This is a genomic window from Clostridium pascui, from assembly GCF_016908015.1.
GTDB classification, from domain to species: Bacteria; Bacillota; Clostridia; order Clostridiales; family Clostridiaceae; genus Clostridium_AK; species Clostridium_AK pascui.
This window is the reverse complement of the sequence record NZ_JAFBDB010000002.1, coordinates 400,917-416,669: the sequence shown is the minus strand read 5'-3', so window position 1 is coordinate 416,669 and position 15,753 is coordinate 400,917. Positions and strand designations below refer to the sequence as shown.

General features: G+C 31.5%; 13 protein-coding genes, 1 pseudogene and 3 riboswitches. Of the genes and pseudogenes, 6 read left to right on the top strand and 8 right to left on the bottom strand.

Annotated elements, in window-relative coordinates; genetic code table 11:
- Positions 1 to 102 precede the first annotated feature (102 nt).
- Genes JOC70_RS07095 through JOC70_RS07085 form a run of 3 tightly spaced genes read right to left on the bottom strand, consistent with a single transcriptional unit; the run spans position 103 to position 2,552 of the window.
- Positions 103 to 918, bottom strand: coding sequence for a MetQ/NlpA family ABC transporter substrate-binding protein (locus tag JOC70_RS07095; protein ID WP_204598191.1), 816 nt, complete (start codon positions 916 to 918; stop codon positions 103 to 105).
- Between the two features lie 32 nt (positions 919 to 950).
- A complete protein-coding gene (locus tag JOC70_RS07090) occupies positions 951 to 1,592 on the bottom strand; it encodes a methionine ABC transporter permease (RefSeq protein ID WP_204598190.1) in 642 nt (213 codons plus the stop codon).
- A 3-nt stretch (positions 1,593 to 1,595) separates the two neighbouring features.
- Complete coding sequence (locus JOC70_RS07085) at positions 1,596 to 2,552, bottom strand: methionine ABC transporter ATP-binding protein (protein ID WP_204598189.1); 957 nt, start codon at positions 2,550 to 2,552, stop codon at positions 1,596 to 1,598.
- 73 nt (positions 2,553 to 2,625) lie between these two features.
- A riboswitch (SAM riboswitch) is annotated at positions 2,626 to 2,736 on the bottom strand.
- A gap of 237 nt (positions 2,737 to 2,973) precedes the next feature.
- On the opposite strand from JOC70_RS07085, the gene JOC70_RS07080 reads away from it, so the two are divergent.
- From JOC70_RS07080 to JOC70_RS07070, 3 genes are all read left to right on the top strand, one after another.
- Positions 2,974 to 4,404 (top strand): hypothetical protein, encoded by a 1,431-nt coding sequence (locus tag JOC70_RS07080; RefSeq protein ID WP_204598188.1) that lies wholly within the window; start codon positions 2,974 to 2,976, stop codon positions 4,402 to 4,404.
- A gap of 257 nt (positions 4,405 to 4,661) precedes the next feature.
- The gene (locus tag JOC70_RS07075; RefSeq protein ID WP_204598187.1) at positions 4,662 to 5,600 is read left to right on the top strand and encodes a DUF2935 domain-containing protein; all 939 of its coding nucleotides are present in this window, start codon (positions 4,662 to 4,664) and stop codon (positions 5,598 to 5,600) included.
- Positions 5,601 to 5,819: 219 nt separating this feature from the next.
- The gene (locus JOC70_RS07070) at positions 5,820 to 7,220 is read left to right on the top strand and encodes a hypothetical protein (protein ID WP_204598186.1); all 1,401 of its coding nucleotides are present in this window, start codon (positions 5,820 to 5,822) and stop codon (positions 7,218 to 7,220) included.
- A 306-nt stretch (positions 7,221 to 7,526) separates the two neighbouring features.
- On the opposite strand, the gene JOC70_RS07065 is transcribed toward JOC70_RS07070, so the two are convergent.
- On the bottom strand, positions 7,527 to 8,516 hold the full coding sequence (locus JOC70_RS07065; protein WP_204598185.1) for a hypothetical protein: 990 nt from the start codon (positions 8,514 to 8,516) through the stop codon (positions 7,527 to 7,529).
- A 233-nt stretch (positions 8,517 to 8,749) separates the two neighbouring features.
- On the opposite strand from JOC70_RS07065, the gene JOC70_RS07060 reads away from it, so the two are divergent.
- Positions 8,750 to 9,214, top strand: coding sequence for a DUF2892 domain-containing protein (locus JOC70_RS07060; protein ID WP_204598184.1), 465 nt, complete (start codon positions 8,750 to 8,752; stop codon positions 9,212 to 9,214).
- 320 nt (positions 9,215 to 9,534) lie between these two features.
- On the opposite strand, the gene JOC70_RS07055 is transcribed toward JOC70_RS07060, so the two are convergent.
- Entirely contained in the window at positions 9,535 to 10,005 is a 471-nt protein-coding gene (locus JOC70_RS07055) for a methylated-DNA--[protein]-cysteine S-methyltransferase (RefSeq protein ID WP_204598183.1), read from the bottom strand.
- 224 nt (positions 10,006 to 10,229) lie between these two features.
- Between JOC70_RS07055 and JOC70_RS07050 the strand changes: the two genes are divergently transcribed.
- Positions 10,230 to 10,415 carry a DUF6440 family protein gene (locus tag JOC70_RS07050; protein WP_204598182.1) on the top strand — a complete coding sequence of 62 codons (186 nt, stop codon included), beginning with the start codon at positions 10,230 to 10,232 and terminating at the stop codon, positions 10,413 to 10,415.
- A 33-nt stretch (positions 10,416 to 10,448) separates the two neighbouring features.
- Entirely contained in the window at positions 10,449 to 11,210 is a 762-nt protein-coding gene (locus JOC70_RS07045) for a CPBP family intramembrane glutamic endopeptidase (RefSeq protein ID WP_204598181.1), read from the top strand.
- A gap of 124 nt (positions 11,211 to 11,334) precedes the next feature.
- Here JOC70_RS07045 and JOC70_RS07040 read toward each other — a convergent pair whose 3' ends face one another.
- The 3 genes and pseudogenes from JOC70_RS07040 to JOC70_RS19500 all read right to left on the bottom strand — a co-directional run bounded on the left by JOC70_RS07040 (position 11,335) and on the right by JOC70_RS19500 (position 15,605).
- On the bottom strand, positions 11,335 to 12,576 hold the full coding sequence (locus tag JOC70_RS07040; protein WP_204598180.1) for an NRAMP family divalent metal transporter: 1,242 nt from the start codon (positions 12,574 to 12,576) through the stop codon (positions 11,335 to 11,337).
- Positions 12,577 to 12,773: 197 nt separating this feature from the next.
- Positions 12,774 to 12,939: riboswitch (M-box (ykoK) riboswitch) on the bottom strand.
- An 828-nt stretch (positions 12,940 to 13,767) separates the two neighbouring features.
- A pseudogene (locus tag JOC70_RS19505) lies at positions 13,768 to 15,078 on the bottom strand (voltage-gated chloride channel family protein); the annotation flags it as partial.
- A gap of 122 nt (positions 15,079 to 15,200) precedes the next feature.
- Positions 15,201 to 15,260: riboswitch (Fluoride riboswitch) on the bottom strand.
- A gap of 72 nt (positions 15,261 to 15,332) precedes the next feature.
- The gene (locus tag JOC70_RS19500; RefSeq protein ID WP_204598179.1) at positions 15,333 to 15,605 is read right to left on the bottom strand and encodes a CrcB family protein; all 273 of its coding nucleotides are present in this window, start codon (positions 15,603 to 15,605) and stop codon (positions 15,333 to 15,335) included.
- Between the last annotated feature and the right edge of the window lie 148 nt (positions 15,606 to 15,753).

Sequence of the window (15,753 nt, the reverse complement as noted above, 5' to 3'; positions counted from 1 at the left end):
TACTAATAATACCGCCTCCAAAATTTGATTTTATACAATATCTCTAGTATACCTTATTCTTTGTAATATTACAAAGAATATATTCTAAAGGCGAATTTATTTTTAAAATGATGGAATTATTGCCCCTTTATAGTTTTCTTCTATAAACTTCTTAATTTCTGGTGTATTAATAGCCTCAACTAAAGCTTTAATATATTCCTTATCCTTATTATCTTCTTTTACTGCAATAATGTTAGCATATGGTGAATCCTTTGCTTCAATTGCTAAAGCATCTTTAGTTGGATTTAATCCTGCTGGCAGAGCATAGTTTGTATTTATTACTGCTGCATCAACATCTTTTAAAGTTCTTGGAAGCTGAGCTGCTTCTAATTCTTCTATTTTTATATTTTTAGGATTTTCAGTAATATCTAACTTAGTGATTAATTCTCCTTCTTTAAACTTAGCAATTCCTTCTTTTTCAAGTAATCTTAAAGCCCTTGATCCATTTGTTGAATCATTTGGTACTGCTATTGTTGCTCCATCTTTTAAATCTTTTAAATTTTTAATTTTATCAGAGTATACTCCCATTGGTTCTAAGTGAACTTTTGCAACAGAAGCTAAATGAGTACCCTTTTCTTTATTAAACTGCTCTAAGTAAGGAATATGTTGAAAAAAGTTTGCATCTAATTCTCCTTGTTCAACTGCTGTATTTGGAATAACATAATCGTCAAATACCTTGATTTCTAAAGTATAACCTTTTTTCTCTAATATAGGTTTTACTTTTTCTAATATTTGTGCATGTGGTTCTGGAGTTGCCCCAACAACTATCTTCTTTTTCTCTGCAGGCTGAGCTGCTTCCTTATTCCCACATCCTGTTAGGCCAATTGCCCCTAAAACTACTGTACTTGCAAGTATTGCTGATAATATTTTCTTTTTCATTATAAAATGCCCCCCATTTATTAAAATTTTTTTTATTTGTTTACTTTTTTATATATTAAAGTTCCTATGCTTTGAAGCAATTGAACTAAAACTACTAAAACTATTACTGTGGCTATCAAAACATCATTTCTAAACATATGGTACCCATATCTTATTGCTACATATCCAAGTCCACCTGCACCAATAGCTCCTGCCATTGCTGAAAATCCTACTACACTAATTACTGTAAGGGTTATCCCTGATACAATAGAAGGAAGTGCTTCTGGCAGCATTACTTTAAATATAATTTGTGAAATACTGGCCCCAAAGGATTTTGCAGCTTCAACTACTCCTTTATCCACCTCTTTTAAAGCTGCTTCTATAATTCTTGTTACAAAAGGCGCTGAGCCTATAGTCAGTGGTACAATTGCAGCAGGAGTTCCAATGGACTTTCCTACTATAAACCTTGTCACTGGTATAAGTATTACCATTAAAACTATAAAAGGAAATGATCTTAAAATATTTATTATTGTATCTAAAATTTTATAAACTGCTTCATTTGGCTTTAATCCATCTTTAGCTGTTATTATCATTATAATTGCAGGTATAAATCCTATTAATACTGCTAAAGCTGTAGAAATTAAAACCATGATTAAAGTTTCACCTAAAGCCGGAAGTAATATTTGAGTTACCATACTTTATAGCACCTCCCAATGTACATTTTTTCTATCTAGATAAGAAGTAACTTGATTCTTCTTATCTTCTGTAGTATTAATTACAAGACTTCCAAGTACTATTCCATTGAACTTTTCAAGTTTTCCCCAAACAATGGACACATCTATGTTAAGTTCTCTAGCCATAGCTGTTATTACAGAACTCTTACTTATCTCCTTTGGGAAGAACAACTTTATATTTATCCCCTCTTCTGGCAATACCTCTTCTTCTCCTAAAAGATTTTCTAAATCTTTACTTGGATTTAAGAATACTTCTTCTACCTTTCCAGATTGAATTAATTTTCCACCTTCCATTAAAGCAACTTTTGAACAAGCTTCTTTTATAACTTCCATTTGATGAGTTACTATTACAATTGTTATACCTAATTTATTATTTATCTCTCTTAGTAATTCTAAAATGGACTTTGTTGTCTTAGGATCTAATGCTGAAGTAGCTTCATCACATAACAAAACTTCTGGATTAAGAGTTAATGCTCTTGCAATTGCCACCCTTTGCTTTTGTCCTCCACTTAGCTCCTTTGGCATACTTTGGGCCTTATCTTCTAATCCTACAAGAGATAAAAGTTCTCTTACCCTTTTATTTATATCTTCCTTACTATACTTCCAGGTTTCCATAGGAAGAGCTATATTTTGCCACACATTTTTTCTATTTAATAAACTGAAATTTTGAAATATCATACCTATGTTTTTTCTAAACTCTCTAAGCTCTCTTTCTTTAAGTTCCTTTACTTCTTTGTTATTTACTATTACGTTTCCTCCATCATAACCTTCAAGACCATTTATACATCTTAAAAGTGTTGATTTCCCTGCCCCACTGTGTCCTACAATTCCATATATTTCTCCCTTTTCTATAGTAATACTCACATTTTGCAAAACCTGATCTTCTCCAAAAAACTTATTAACATTATTTATTTCAATCATTGCTGCACCTCCTACTATCTAATAAAAAAATAAAGACCTAAGGATAACCTTAGGTCTGAAAAGATCCCGTCTACCCTCATCTCTCAGCTTACGCTGCAGGATTTAGCACCTTATATATATCACAATAATATATATTGGTTGCCGGGTTTCATCGGGCCAGTCCCTCCACCACTCTTGATAAGTCCTATTCGCTTTTATTGTTTTTTATTATATTACCATCGTCAAGGGTTGTCAATAACTTTTTTTTCTAATGATTCTATAAAATGTGACATTATAAATTCTCCATCATATATTATAGTACAAGCTTGAGATGTTATCTTAATTTTATAGGGGAACATCTCAATGAATTGAGCTGTGTTGATTTACAACGAAGTCAAAGATTTCTGAAAATCATGTATAACTCATATAAGGAGTGATGTTTATGAATAGATTTGAAAAAATAACACCTTTTAATGGTTTTTATGAAGATCGTAATCTAGGACATCAGAATAATTATGCCTGGGCTATGGGAGAATTAGGCAATTATATATATGTTGGAGTAGGAAAAAATATAGTTTATACAGTTTTAAGATTTGTCTTTAACCTACCTGAACAATATATACCTGAAGTATTTATACCAAAACCTTCTATAAATCCAGGAGCTGAAATTTGGCGTTATAACAAAGATGGATCTGAAAATTGGACACAAGTTTATAAGTCTAATCCTCAAGATGGCATAGGGGATTTTAGATATATGATTAACTTCACTACAACATCAGGAAAAAAAGTATTATTAGCTGCTGCTAATTCATTCTCATCTGCAGTCAAAATGTTAATGTCCGAGGATGGTGAAAATTGGAAAGACGTAAGTGATGGTCTTACAGAAGGTGATACAGCAAGAGCCATGGTAGAGCATAATGGAAGAATGTATTTAGGCGTAATGAAAGGACTTGGTGGAAGTTTAGAGACTATCTTATATGAAACAAACGAGCCTGAAAATGGGTGGACACGAGTTCAAATAGGAACGGGAGCAAATAATCCTCGTGGAGAAATTGCTTCAATGGAAAGCTTCAATAATCATCTTTATATTGGCACAGCTCCTCCTGGAGGATTTGAAGTTTGGAGAACCAATAGAGTATCCCCTATAGAGAATGATTGGAAGCTTGTTGTAGATAAAGGTGCTGGAGAAGCCTTGAATCAATTACCTTTAAGCATGAAAGCATTCAAAGGAGATTTATACGTTGGAACAGGAATATGGTTTGGAGTTTTCAGTATAGACCCTAGTCAAAGATTTGTTCCTCCAAAAGGCTTTGATCTTATACGCGTTTCATCTAATGATACTTGGAAGGTAGTTATAGGAAATGAAGCTATTTCTCCTACAAACCCAACTACTAGAGGAATTAGAAGACCCAATATTCCAGCAGGACTTTGGGATATTTCTAATGCTTATTGCTGGCAGCTTGATGTATATAACAATAAGCTGTATTTGGGCACCTGGGATGATTCAATATTGTTTGCCACTTTATTAAAAACTTTAATAGCAAAATTCCCTAGCATTATATCAAGATTATCTACCTCAAATACCGAAGATCAGGCATCCTTAAATATCGATTCCTTAGACCTAGACTACAATTATGCACCACTAATAGAATCTCTTATACAATCTTTAGCGACTATGAAAGGTACCTTTGGTGGAGACTTATGGGTTTCCAATGATGGCTCAGACTGGAGATATATAAGTTTAAACGGCCTTGGTAATCCTCGTAATTATGGTTTAAGAAATCTGCTTCCTTCAAAGAATGGTAAACTCTACATTGGAACTGCTAATCCTTTTGAAGGATGCGAAGTCTGGGTTTCAAAATGGCGTTGTTAGGCTCCAACTAGAAATTTATTAGAAACAACCATCTGAAAGAATTAGTTGCTCGTTTTAGATAAAAGTTAATATTAAATACTCAAGTGTTAAGGGGGAAATTTCGCTTGTTCGAAATTTCCTTTAAAATTTACAGTTGAGAAATTAGTAAACATAAACTAATCATTAAATTTTATTTAATAATATTGCTAATACTGTGAACCTTTGGCTGGACATTTAAATATACTAATTATGTAAGTTATAAAATAAAGGAGAAAATCATGCTTTCTAACGAGCAATTTGTAAAAAATTCATTAGAACTAAACTTATTCTTCTTACGAATAATGAAGGAACATCTAATCTTTGTAAGTGCTTTCCTTATGCCTAAAGATGCTTATTTAATAAATGATATTGATACTTTAAAATGTAATCTTGAAAAATTACTTGGAAATACAATTATGCTATCACGAGGAGTTATATCTCCAGTTGTGGACGAAACTGGTGATATAGTTACAAAATATACATTAAAAGCTGAAGACACTACGGAATTTTATACCGGCTTAACAATTGACACAAAATTTACAAAGGCAGAACTTGCACTCCCTAAATTCAATGCTATGGAGACTACGAAAGGACTTACCGAAAAAGTATTTTCATTAAATCAAAAAATCATGGATGTCATGAATTCCGTTATTAAAATAAAATCAGTGCTAAAAGAAAATGTTTTTAAATGCAAGATGTTTATAGGCCTTTATCCTGCACTTACAGAGCATGTTTTAGAAGAAGCATTATTTTATTTTAGTATGCTAGCAAAACTACAAAAAAGAGTTGATATTGACATAAATCAAGAGATAGTAAAACAGGAAAGTTTCTGGAATGAAATTATGGCAGAACACTCAAAATTTATAAGAGGAATGTTAGATCCAACAGAAGAAGTATTAATTGAAATGGCTGATAAGTTTGGCGATGAATTTGATGTGTTAAATAAGAGAGCATTAAAGCTTTTTGATGATATGTCAAAACTTAAAGAAGTGACAAAAGACAGCTTAAAAGCTACTACAAAGCTTAGAGATTTCAAAATTCAAGGAACAGAGGGCATACTATCTTGCAAAGTAAAATCAATAATATTACCCCTGCTCTCCGATCACGTTTTAAGGGAAGCAAATCATTACTTAAAGGCACTTAAGAGCTTAGATACAAATAATAAAGCAAGACGATGACAGCTAATCTCTAAGTATCAATATTCAAATGATACTGCTATTGCAAATAATCATGAACAGATAATAAATTTGGATGAAAGTCCCCCTAACAGGGACTTTCTTTTGATTTTATGCTTGTCTGTAACACATATTACATATCACTAATATCATGTACTATAACATTAATACTATGCTAAAAAAATGAGAAACAAATATATTAAAACTTTAGGAGATGTTTTTATGTTAAGATGTAATAATTTATTGGAAAATCCCAGTTTTGAATTAAACCTAACTGGCTGGGAAAGCAACAATGTGTTTATATTAGGACATGCACAATCTTCTGAACCTTTTGAAGGAACTTCCAACGCAAGAATGGATTCAGGAGTCGCTATCTTATCTCAAGATGTTTTACTAGAAGGTACCTGTGCTTCTCCATTACTTGTAAGTTTTCAAATTTACAGTGGAACTGGTGCTGTTGGTGATCTTATAATAGAAGTTCTTTGGTTAAATTCTATGGGAAGTATTATAGCTACTGGACTTAGAACACTTATACCTTCTGAAAGAACTTCTAATTCTAAAAATAGATTAACTTTTGTAGAAATAACTGATTTACCACCTGATAATGCTGTAATGGCTAGATTGCAATTTACTAGAGGCTCTCTGCCTATTAATCTCGATAATATATTAGATATAGATCAAATAATTCTTACTCCAATAAGTTCAATTAATTTGGTAACTAACTCAGGATTTGAACTAGGTAAACAATTTTGGACTGGTACTAATGCCAACGAATCCTTTACGTCAAACTATGAGGGGACTGGTAATATACTGCTCAATGCCATTAACGGTACTTTGGTGCAAAATATACCAATTAATAGTTTTGCTCGTGGGTCATCTTTCTTATTAAGCTTCGCTGTTTTTAGCACTAATGCTAATTCTACGCTTAAGGTTGAAGTAACATGGTTGGATAAAAACGGAAATCCAATTAGTACGGGGCTTGATTTATCAATAAATTCACAAGCTATTGTTCTTGCTCATAATTATGTAACTTATGTTGATGTAACTACACCTGTTCCCAAAAATGCAAATACAGCTCAAATTAAGTTTACAGCTACTGGTATATCAGGTAACTTCAACATTGATAAAGTTATATTCTCAAAGGTTACTTCCACAAATCTTTTGGTAAATCCAAGCTTTGAGAATTCTAATTCTCCAAGTCCATGGATAGCCAGTGGTGGAACTACTGTAGAGCAATATCAAGATCCAGATTCTTATGAAGGAGCTAGATTAGTCAATCTACCTGAAATAGCAGGCTATATTTATCAAGATGTTTCTATTATTCCAGAACGATGCTATTTATTTAGCTTTGGATATAGAACTTTTGGAGCAAATAGCGCCGGAAATCTACTTGTACAAGTGAAATGGCTTGATAGAACTGGACGTGAAATTGGATTAGGTCTCAGCATTATTATTGGTAGTGGTACTGCTATTGATGTCCTTAAGTGGCTCACTTATTTAGGAATTACAGAGCCTGCTCCAGAAAATGCAGCTATGGCAAGAGTTCAATTTTCTAAATCTTTCTCTGACCAAGATAATGCAACCATTGAAATAGATAAAGTTGTTCTAGCTAGTCTTGTGTAAGATTTAGTTAATGATTAAGAGTTAATACTTGAGAGGGAACTTGCGATTTATAGCAAATCCCCTCTCTTTTATCTACTAATTAATTGAAACATTACTACCCTGTCCTTGCCTTACCAGTAACACTTTCAATAGATATTTTTATAACTTTTACTCTGTTATTTGCTTCTTTAATATGTTCTATTCCTGCTCCATATAACCTTTTTAAAATTCCATACTCACCTTTTCTTAATATTTCTATATCATCTGTTGTATCTATACCTCTGTCTTTTCTTCTGATTTCTCTAAAAATTTTTATCCTTCTCTATTTTACTCTTTTTTATCTTCCAAACACTTTTCTGGATTAAGTCTTATAAATTCCCACTTTCCATCTTTGCTTTTTCTATATTGCGCTATTTCCACGTCTGTGTCGTTGGTTAACTGTATAAATTCAATTAAATAATCATGCCCATCTGTACCTTCAAAATATATCTTTTTTACATATCCATCTTGCTTGGTAGGCTGAAGTTTCTTTACAAGTGAACACCAATTTCCATACCTAACAAGTACAGATGCCTCGGCATTATGCGCCCATCCATGATACGCTGCACATAAAAAATCTTCTCCATAAAAGTCTATATTCTCTATTTTATATCCATTCCCTTCTTGAGAAAGGTATATATATCCATAATAATAAGAAAAATATGTTCCATCTTTTTCTGATCCTTCTATAGTTTCAATTTCTATAAAATATCTTAAACTTGTAGGATAACTCAAATCAAAAGGTACTCTCTTTAATTTAATTAAATTTATATGGGCTATATTTTTAAAAGATTTGAGATACTTTTCAAAACTTAATTTCCCCTTATAATTTGTTGACAAAAATGAGTAAGCTACGGGATATGGGTACTTAGCATTACCTATTGTACCGCATCCACCCATTTTATTTTCATCTAAATTTTCTGCTTCTCTTAAAACGCTAAAGTAATTTATTATAGCATCCTCTGGAGTCTTTAAAAGGTATTCGGGAAGTGTATTTTTTGAAGAGTCTTTTTCTGAAAACAAATCAAAGAACTTATAATCAAAATTCTTATCATTTAAAATACCAAGTTTAGATGGACGAAAGTATTTTTCAGCATCTGTCTTTGGAGAAGTTATATTATATTCTTTTTTTTCAACTGGCTGCTTTTGAAATTGTCCACCCATAACCATAGTTGCCTTATCTCTAGAACCATAAAAGTTTAAATATAAAAACCCTCCTAATAAAATTATTAAAATAGAACTCATTATTGTAAAAATTCTTCCTTTAGCTTTTGTCATATTTCCTCCAATTAAATCAATAAGCTTCTCTTAAAGTATATTGATTTGACTTAGCAAATATTATAACAACTTCGTTTTGTTCAATAACTTGCATGCACTAAAATTATTATGAAGAAAATGATGTAGCATCATAAATATATAAAATATTTGTTTAACATCTTTCTTACTATTATGTATATGCAGCCTTTAAATGCATAAAATAACCATATTAAATTAGAAAGGTGAGATTCTTAATGGAAATATTAACTGCTATTGAAAAGCTACTTACAGAAGACATATATACATATGACAGGCTTATTCCTAAGAGTGTAAATAGAGTTGCTTTAAATACAAATATGAAATCTAACGAAAAAATACTTACTGGAATTTATAAAAATATAGTCTATTATAAAACAAAAGATAGAAATGAAATTTCTAAAAGAATAGATGAACTTCAGCGTGAATGGGATACAGAAAGAATTTTAGAAGCCAATGCTGCTGCAGTAATACTTGTAAGCTTAATTTTGGGTAAATTCGTAGATAGAAAATGGCTTATTCTTTCCTGTGGAGTTTCAGCCTTTCTCCTTCAGCATGCTATTCAAGGCTGGTGTCCTCCACTTCCTATAATAAGATCACTAGGGAAAAAAACTCCTTATGAACTTCTAGCTGAAATTACAGCACTTAAAATCCTTAGAGGAGACTTTAAAGACTTAACTTAGCTACCAGTCTCTAATCCTCAATGGCTAGTAGTAACTGTTATATTAAATATTAGCTATATTTATGAATAATGTTAAAGTTAAAGGGGCTGTCGCACAAAGAATAAAAACTACAATATATTGTATTAGACTTTTAAAAGTCTAATACAATATATTGCGGTTTAATTTCTTAATGCGACAGCCCCTTAGCTCGTCATATATTACTATTGCGACTTACCCTTATAATAAGTATATTATTATCAATAGCACTTCTAAAACAAATACTAAGTATTTAATGACGTATTTTAGTTACTACTAAATAATTAATACTTATTGAGAAAATTCTACATGTTAGTATTTTTTTCATGCTGAAGCAGCCACTCTTTTCTCCAAATTCCTCCTGCATAACCTGTAAGCTTACCATTTGTTCCAACCACCCTGTGGCAAGGGATTATTATTCCTAAAGAATTATTGTGATTGGCATTTCCAACTGCCCTGACTGCCTTCGGATTTTCAATAGCTTCTGCAATATATTTATAACTTACTGTATCCCCAAAAGGTATTCTTGTAAGCTCATTCCAAACCTTTTTTTGAAATTCAGTACCTTGAATTTCTAGTTTCACAGTGAAATTTTTACGCTGTCCTTTAAAGTATTCATCCAATTCTTCTATACACTGTATTAATACCTCTGGTTGACTTTCTGATATATCCTTTTGTTTTTCAACAAAGTCTACAGATAAAATCCCATTATCATTTGATATAACCTCAATTATTCCAATTGGTGAATTATAGTAAGCTTTATATGTATTTTCCAAAATGTATTCCTCCTTATTTTTTATTCTTAACACTTCCTACAGTAGTTCCCTTAGGCATTTGAAGTATCTTACTTTTAGTTACGCCAATTAATTGGTATAGTAATCACTATTCTCTTATATTTTAAACAACTTAATAAATTATGCAAAGAAATTTTTTTATTAGTGATATTACATGTAGGTCAATTAGTATATATAGATAGAGGATAAAATTAAGGGGGAATTTTATGTTTAATAAAGGTGAAGATAGGTTTCAGGTACTTTACAAGCAAGGAAAACTCTCTGGCTATAAGATAATTGTTGATAAGAAAACAGGAGTAAATTATTTGTTTACCTATGATGGATATGCCGGTGGACTTACTGTCCTTTTAGATAGAGAAGGAAACCCTGTAATTTCTCCTGCAGAAAAATAATAAGCATTTCTTCAGTGTTTAAGGAGGGATTTTATGTCTCAAGAAGCTTTAACTAATCAAACTATAGAACAACATTCTATTTTAAAATCAATATTTTTGCACTTATTCCCAGGATTACTTTCACTTACTTTTTACTGCCTTACTGCCCCTATTGCAGTGGCATATGGATTTCCATCTATGTTTGCTTTTATACTTTCTATGATTTGTACATCCCTTCCCTTTGAACTTGGATACTTACTTTATCAAGGGGAGCAAATTAATGGAGAAATGTCCTTAAAAGAGATGTTTAATTTTAAAAGCAAATTATCCTTGGATGAATATCTTTTATTGATACCTGCTTTAGTAATCTGGGGAGCTGTATGTCTTGGTTTTATAGGACTTGTGATAGATCCAATAATTATAAATAAAGTTTTTTCTTTTTTACCTGAATGGTTTAATGTAAATGATATTATATACAATGCGCCAAAATACTCTACTACTACTTTAGTAGTTACATTTATACTTTGCTTTATAGTACTCGGAATTATTGCACCCTTGATAGAAGAATTATATTTTAGAGGATACCTGCTTCCTAGAATTTCAGAGTATGAATCTACTTCACCTTTTATAAATTCTATATTGTTTTGTATATACCATTTTCATGCTCCATGGCAACTTTTTAGTAATTTACTTTTTTACTGGCCATTTGCACATTTAGTTTGGAAAAGAAATGACTTAAGGCTTGCACTTTATATCCGTGTAATACTTGGAATTGGACTAGCACTAAGCCTGATTCCGCTTGTTTGGGTTGAATAATAGATTCAAGGAATTAGAATAAAAAGAGCCTACTATTATCATAGAAGGCTCTTGAAAAATATATAACTTTATGCATATTATTCAATTCTAATATTAACTTATAGCCTCCTATCTAAATTCACTTCTATAATATCCCTAACTTACCTAGTATGGGATATGCAAATAGTATCGTAGATAAAGTAATAATAAATATTACAGTTATATATATTACTATATTTTGAAGCTTATTATTTGTATATTCCTTCATAATCTCTTTATTATTTACTAACAATACCATGAATATAAGAATTACTGGACATAACATACCAGCAATTTGTTGAGTAACAAGCATAATACCTACAAGGGATAGTTTAGGTATTAGTACTAAAGCAGAGCTAAATATAATCATAAACGTAAATATACCGTAAAAAACCTTTGCTTCGCTAAACGAATTATCTAATCCGCTTTCAAATCCAAATGCTTCACAAATAGCATAAGTAGTTGATAGTGGAATTACCATCGTAGCTAAAACTGAAGCACCAAATAATCCAAGAGCAAAAAGTATTGTAGCATAATTACCAGCAATAGGTTTTAGAGCCATAGCAGCTTGCTCTGCACTATCTATTTTGACACCAGCCTTATATAGAGTTACTGCTGTACAAACAATTATGAAAAATGATACTAAGTCTCCCCAAAGAGCACCTAAATACACGTCTAATTTTTCGTACTTATACTCCTTTACGCTAATCCCCTTATCTACCACTGATGATTGAAGAAAGAATTGCATATATGGTGTTATTGTTGTTCCTATCATTCCTATAAATGTTAAGATGTAATCTTTACTAAAATCTATTGTAGGTATACCTGTTGCTTTCATAACCACCCTCCAGTTTGGGTGAACCTTTATACATGTTACAATATAAGTGAAAAATATAAAGGTAAATGCTAAAAAAACTTTTTCTGTTTTCTTATAGGAACCCTTTGTTATGAGGAACCAAACTAAAACCGCCATAATAGGCACAGTAATATACTTACTGATACCAAATAGCTCTACACTTGCAGCAATTCCAGCAAAATCTCCAACACATACTCCAAAGTTAGCTATAAATAATACACTCATTGCCAATAATGACCATCGCACACCATAATTTTCTCTTATCAAATCTGATAGTCCCTTTCCCGTAACTACAGCCATTCTAGCATTCATTTCTTGAATCACAGCTAAGCTAAAGGTTATTAATAGAAGTCCCCATAGCATTTTATAGCCGTAGGAAGCACCTACAGTTGCATAAGTTGCTATGCCACCTGCATCATTACCTGCATTAACCGTTATAAGTCCTGGTCCTATAATACTTAGTATAAATAAAAATTTATTCTTCTTTTTCATAAAATTATCCTCCCTATTTCGTGAAAGAACAATCCTTAACTTCCATTAACGGAAGCAGAACTTCTCTACACTTATTGATTTTTAATAGTTGTATTCCGCTTATACATAAATGACTAGGGTCTGCCTCCATTAATTTCACCTCCTGATAAAAAATAAAAAAAGAGCCTCAAAAAAGGCTCTATAAAACAACAACTAGAAAACTATATCCTTCGTTGAGCTTTAGCACTATACAGCTTTGGAATAATTCCAGCTACATTAAGTAAAACCTTAATTCGGCAGTACCTGTTAACCCATTGGCATCTTTCGATATTTTTGGGCAGTAGCATATATCTAGTATAGGAGCCTCACCTAACAATACATTATTAAGTTTAAAAGATTAATTTATTAAATTCATATCTTATTCAAGATAATACCTTTTATAACACTTGTCAATATTATTTAATCAATATCTTCCACTGTCTCTTCTGTAAGGTTTACTTTCTGAGCTAAAAAACTAACTTCTACGCTGTCAAAAAAGCTTCCGTTAACTAGTTCAATTCTATTTTTCTTACCATAGTATTCACTAACGAATATATCTAATGTATGAGTACCTTCATATAAATCAATATGTTGTCTTTCATTATTTCCTGGAGGTGTTGACCAGGTATGCCCATCTGGATTATATGAGCTGTGGTTTAGTCTAATGTCCCCACCTTTAACGTTTATTACATATCTATTTATTCCCTTTTCAGCTGGTAATTCAACTCTGGATTCCCCTATATTCAACTGTCCAACAAGTATACTATCCATATTTATAATATGAGATTGGCCTTCTTCATGTGCATCATCATAATCATTATTAGATGTTTTTACTTCCGTATTTTTAGGCTGCTCGCCGATATAATCAATTTCAACACTTGCCCATAAATTAGCATTTATCAATAATAATTTATCCTTTTTCCCATAGGATTGTGATACAGAAATTGCATGTATTTCTTTACTATAATTATCTAAGTTAATATATTCAAGTTGTCCATTAATAGATTTTGCAGACCAAATTGAACCATCAGGATTATATGAATGATGTACTAATCTAACACCTTTTCCACTTACCTTTACCCTAATTAGATTCAGTCCTTCTAAAGTTGGAATTTCAACACTTGAACGTCCAAATCTAAACTGACCAACTAAAACTTGTTTAGTTTCCTTAGTCTTATTCTTATTATTTTGTCTAAAATACGAAAGTGTTGCATTATGAGGCACTTCAATTAACTTACTTTTACTTCTTCGGATCTTTTGAGAAGTATAGATGCCCGTATGCCCTGAAAATATATAGCTAATTGCACAAGTCATAAATACAAATACTATTCCTTGTGAACCAAACATCTCTATGCTTAGTATAAATGAAGCTATTGGTGTATTTGTTGCACCAGCAAAAACTCCAATTAATCCTAGTGATGCTAAAAATGACGGTGACATATTAAGTGCATTTGATAACGTATTTCCTAAGGTAGAACCAATTACAAATAGTGGTGTCACTTCTCCTCCTTGAAATCCTGTTCCTAAAGTTAGAGAAGTAAATACTATTTTACCTAAAAAGGTAAATGGATGAACTTGCCCACTAAATGATTCAGATATAAGTGGAATACTTAATCCAAGAAACTCCCTAGTTCCAAACATGTATACTAAGACAATAACAAGCATACCTCCAACTAAGCTCTTGATTGTTGAATTTTCAAAGCCCTCAGTAAACAATTCTTTTAATTTATGTGTTAATTCACTAAAAAGTTTACTTGTTAATCCAAACAAGATTGCTGCAAAAGCTATTTTTATTATTGTTAGTAACGTTAAATCTGGAACCCCTACAACTTTATAGTGAGTATGATGAACACCTAGAAAAGATACCATAAAATCACCAATAATACTTCCTGTAAATGCTGGGATTAAAGCCTCATAACTCATAATTCCAAGTTCAACCACTTCAAGTCCAAAGATAGTCCCTGCTAAAGGTGTTCCAAATACAGTTGCAAACCCACTGCTTATTCCAGCCATAAGAATAATTCTATTATCTACCTTATCTAACTTGAGCAAATCACCTATTCCTTCTGCTATACTAGCTCCAATCTGAACGCCTGTGCCCTCTCTTCCAGCAGACCCACCAAATAAATGAGTAATAAACGTACCAAAGAAAACAAGTGGAGCCATCCGGAAAGGCACTCGACCACTACTTTCGTTAATCTTCTCTATTATTAAATTATTACCCTTTGAAGAATTCTTACCATATCTTGAATATAAAAAGCTAACAAGAGCACCTCCAAGTGGAAGAAAGAATAATAACCAAGTATACTTCATACGAAGTGCTGTAGCTAATTCCAAACTTTTTAAAAATAAAGCAGCAGCAAATCCTGTAATAATACCTACTATTGCTCCAATGATAATCCACTTAATAAATGTTAAACTCAATACTACACTGTTATTTTGACTATTTAAAATGATTACTTTGTTTTTTGTATCTTTTCTAATTTCTTTCAATTTGTATCTCCTTTCTTTTATATTGTATAATCTACTCCTTATATATAAATAATTATTTTGGTTTATCAACAAAACAAAAAATGCTCCTACAAACTAGCAATTATAAAAATTACCACTTTGTAGGAGTCATCAGCTTTACGCATTTAATGGCGAACTCCATCGCCTCAAATTTTCCTAAATAATATTATCATAGATTTAAACACTTGTCCATAATAATCCATATAAAAGATCATTTATTCACAATTTTATCTGATAATTGCTTCTATTAAATTTCCTAATTCAAACCCGCAAATCCCTAATGATAATGAACCACAAATATAGATAAGTGCATTTAAACTTTGTTTATCCTTAATAAGAGTAAATCCTTCATACATAAATGTAGAGAAAGTAGTATACGCTCCAAAAAATCCATCTGCTAATAACAGATATAAGTTACCTTCTACCATTGAAAGAATTATATAGAAGACTGCCAAATAAAGATGTGCAGTATTTATAAGTTTAGCAATTTCCTTACACATGGTAGAGAACGTTGTATAAGCACCAAAAAAACCGTTGTAATGGATAAGTTTAAGTTATCATTCAACTTATATACTTCATAATAAGTGATAAATATATAAGATAATAAAAAACTCCCAGTAATATTTATCACTAAAGTATTCCACGGTA

What these genes read in the sequence shown, in the direction of transcription:
- JOC70_RS07095 (WP_204598191.1), bottom strand. Translation starts at nt 918, where the DNA reads ATGAAAAAGAAAATATTATCAGCAATACTTGCAAGTACAGTAGTTTTA.
- JOC70_RS07090 (WP_204598190.1), bottom strand. Translation starts at nt 1,592, where the DNA reads ATGGTAACTCAAATATTACTTCCGGCTTTAGGTGAAACTTTAATCATG.
- JOC70_RS07085 (WP_204598189.1), bottom strand. Translation starts at nt 2,552, where the DNA reads ATGATTGAAATAAATAATGTTAATAAGTTTTTTGGAGAAGATCAGGTT.
- JOC70_RS07080 (WP_204598188.1), top strand. Translation starts at nt 2,974, where the DNA reads ATGAATAGATTTGAAAAAATAACACCTTTTAATGGTTTTTATGAAGAT.
- JOC70_RS07075 (WP_204598187.1), top strand. Translation starts at nt 4,662, where the DNA reads ATGCTTTCTAACGAGCAATTTGTAAAAAATTCATTAGAACTAAACTTA.
- JOC70_RS07070 (WP_204598186.1), top strand. Translation starts at nt 5,820, where the DNA reads ATGTTAAGATGTAATAATTTATTGGAAAATCCCAGTTTTGAATTAAAC.
- JOC70_RS07065 (WP_204598185.1), bottom strand. Translation starts at nt 8,516, where the DNA reads ATGACAAAAGCTAAAGGAAGAATTTTTACAATAATGAGTTCTATTTTA.
- JOC70_RS07060 (WP_204598184.1), top strand. Translation starts at nt 8,750, where the DNA reads ATGGAAATATTAACTGCTATTGAAAAGCTACTTACAGAAGACATATAT.
- JOC70_RS07050 (WP_204598182.1), top strand. Translation starts at nt 10,230, where the DNA reads ATGTTTAATAAAGGTGAAGATAGGTTTCAGGTACTTTACAAGCAAGGA.
- JOC70_RS07045 (WP_204598181.1), top strand. Translation starts at nt 10,449, where the DNA reads ATGTCTCAAGAAGCTTTAACTAATCAAACTATAGAACAACATTCTATT.
- JOC70_RS07040 (WP_204598180.1), bottom strand. Translation starts at nt 12,576, where the DNA reads ATGAAAAAGAAGAATAAATTTTTATTTATACTAAGTATTATAGGACCA.
- JOC70_RS19500 (WP_204598179.1), bottom strand. Translation starts at nt 15,605, where the DNA reads ATGTGTAAGGAAATTGCTAAACTTATAAATACTGCACATCTTTATTTG.